This is a genomic window from Peribacillus cavernae (assembly GCF_003989135.1).
GTDB classification, from domain to species: Bacteria; Bacillota; Bacilli; order Bacillales; family DSM-1321; genus Peribacillus; species Peribacillus cavernae.
On record NZ_RYZZ01000056.1, the window covers coordinates 1 to 2430 of the forward strand.

Annotated in this window: 4 protein-coding genes; 2 read left to right on the top strand and 2 right to left on the bottom strand. The window is 35.1% G+C overall.

Features of this window, described 5'->3' with window-relative positions:
- Positions 1-165: 165 nt before the first annotated feature.
- Together ELQ35_RS22170 and ELQ35_RS22175 are read right to left on the bottom strand one after the other, a co-directional pair.
- Entirely contained in the window at positions 166-396 is a 231-nt protein-coding gene (locus ELQ35_RS22170; RefSeq protein ID WP_126867347.1) for a hypothetical protein, read from the bottom strand.
- A gap of 17 nt (positions 397-413) precedes the next feature.
- On the bottom strand, positions 414-596 hold the full coding sequence (locus ELQ35_RS22175; RefSeq protein ID WP_246026177.1) for a hypothetical protein: 183 nt from the start codon (positions 594-596) through the stop codon (positions 414-416).
- Between the two features lie 555 nt (positions 597-1151).
- Between ELQ35_RS22175 and ELQ35_RS22180 the strand changes: the two genes are divergently transcribed.
- Positions 1152-1670 carry an LPXTG cell wall anchor domain-containing protein gene (locus tag ELQ35_RS22180; RefSeq protein WP_246026176.1) on the top strand — a complete coding sequence of 173 codons (519 nt, stop codon included), beginning with the start codon at positions 1152-1154 and terminating at the stop codon, positions 1668-1670.
- Positions 1671-1728: 58 nt separating this feature from the next.
- On the top strand, positions 1729-2331 hold the full coding sequence (locus ELQ35_RS22185; protein WP_126867348.1) for a class D sortase: 603 nt from the start codon (positions 1729-1731) through the stop codon (positions 2329-2331).
- Positions 2332-2430 lie beyond the last annotated feature (99 nt).

A 2430-nucleotide genomic window follows, 5' to 3' on the forward strand; every position in this document is an offset into this window, starting at 1 on the left:
TTGCAACCTAGGCTCGGTCGCTCTGACAGGCACCCAAAACTATTACCCTCTCTTAAGATAGATAGCGACGAAACAATCTTCATAGGGAGTGGCAAAAAGGATAATCAACATGGCTCAATCATAGTTTGAAATTTTTGAAGGAGGTTGAAGGGTTATCTCAATAGCTTACATCAGCTGTAACTTGAGATCGAAAATTGCATTTTCTATTGCTTTATCTTTGTTATGTGGATCTATTCCCATACCTATTAATTCATCAATTTCAATACTAGATTGCCTCAAAGAAGCAAAAGCTTCGAAGGCATTTCCATCTGTAAAAACTTCAACATAGTAATTTTGACCTTTGTATTCATAGTACTCAAATATTTCTAATTCTAGTTCTATGTTTCTATTAATCAAGTTCAACACTCCCTTTTTTACGAAACAAAATACCATTTTAACCATCTAATACCATATTTTTCTTTTAGGAAGTACCCGGTTTGTTTCTTCCGAGTACTCTTTCTTTCCGTAAACCTTTTGCTGAAGGATCGTAGTAGGAGCTCTTTTTGGTTTATATGTTTTCTAACCGTATTCCCTGAAATGCCTAGTTTAGTGGCAATTTGTCTTTGGGATAATCCTTCAACCTATTTTAAAATTCTGATATGATGAAATTGAGCCATGTTGATCATCCTTTTTGTCCTCTCCGTGGAGTAAGTTTCGTCACTTTCTATCATAAGGGAGGTTTATAAAATTGGAAATCAAGTGGCTCATCTTTTATGTGATCAAACCGATTGAAAGTGGCTCAAAACTAATTTATCAAATACAACATCATGAAAGCGGTTATTCTTGAGGATTGCTGTAGGTGTATTCATTATGGGTGTAATTGAAACTACCTTTGATAAGTTCTTTTAAGAAGACAATTTTTACAGCTATAGTACCCATTGTCTAGAACTCTCAAGCTTGAATGTTCGAGAGTTCTTTTTTTATTTGTTCGAATTTATTCTATCTTCCCGCTTTTCTCTAATTCTGTATAAATCCTGTATTTTACGGCAATAACCCAATCCTCCAAATTAACTATGTAAAATTTATCAATATATTTCAAAAATATGTTGAAAGTTTCATAAATTTGTTATAATGTGTATATTGTTGTAATACATTGAAGGGGAGGAATTTCTATGAAAGGTATTAAAAAATGGTGTACATGCTTAATGGCTTGTGGTTTGTTGTTCACTGGTTTCAGTGCAACTGCTCAAGCTGCTCCAAGTAACGACAAAGACTGTGGAGATTTTGGTGGGGATACAAACGCTGTAATGGAATTTTGGTATAATAATGGTTACAGTGCTTCAAATGATCCGCATGATCTTGACCGTGACAATGACGGTGCACCTTGTGAAGTACCTACAGATGAGTACAATAGTTTTGTAGAGAAGAAGAAAGAAGAAGCTTCTAAAGAAGAGGAAGCAACTTCAAGTGATGAGGCAACTGAAGAAGAATCAACTCAACCTGCTAAAGAAGAAAAATCAGACGACAGTGAAGAGCAAGCAACTACTACTAATACAGCAAACGATGATGACCAAAAGGGCGAAGAATTACCTGAAACATCATCAAATGATGTTTCTATGTTGGTAGTAGCTGGTGTTATGGCTGCTATTGGCGGTACACTTCTATTTCGTCGTAAGAAATCTAAAGCATAAGTCAAAAAGCATAAAGGCAGGGTAACTCCTGTCTTTTTTAGTTAGTGAGGGATAAGATTTGAAACAACTTTTAGGATTTTGTTTGCTTGTAGGTGGCCTAGTGTTAGGAATATCTTCTTTTATAACATGGTATGAAGGAAAGTCTGCAGCTCAAGAATTAACTAAAAAAGAAGTACAGCAATATGAAACTATACAAACTTCCAAAGAAACGAAAACTGACACTCCTCTTGTACAGACTCCTTCATCTTTTCTTTCCTATAAGTTAGGAGAAAACGTAGCAACTCTTATTATCCCAGCTTTAAAGCAAAAGTATTCTGTATATTGGGGAACAGATGAAGACAGTTTACAAAAAGGCGTAGGAATCTATGTAAGTGATATAACAACTGCTCCTAATAGCAATGGTCACACTGTATTAAGCGGTCATAGAGATACAGTTTTTACAGGGTTAGGTGAGTTAGAAAAAGGAGATATCTTAGCTGTGGAATATGATAATAAACAATATATTTACCATATTAAAGATATATGGATTACAGATAAAGATGATCGCACAGTCATTACGAAAAAAGATGAGTCAACACTTACACTCACTACATGCTACCCTTTTAATTATGTAGGCGCTGCACCTGATCGATATATTATTCAAGCTAAACGAGATATTTAACACTTTTTCATGATATGACTTTCACACTTAATGTGAAGGTCTTTTTTTTTTTTTTTTTTCGGGTGGGTCGAGTAGGAGGGAACCTTTCTGCCTTACGGC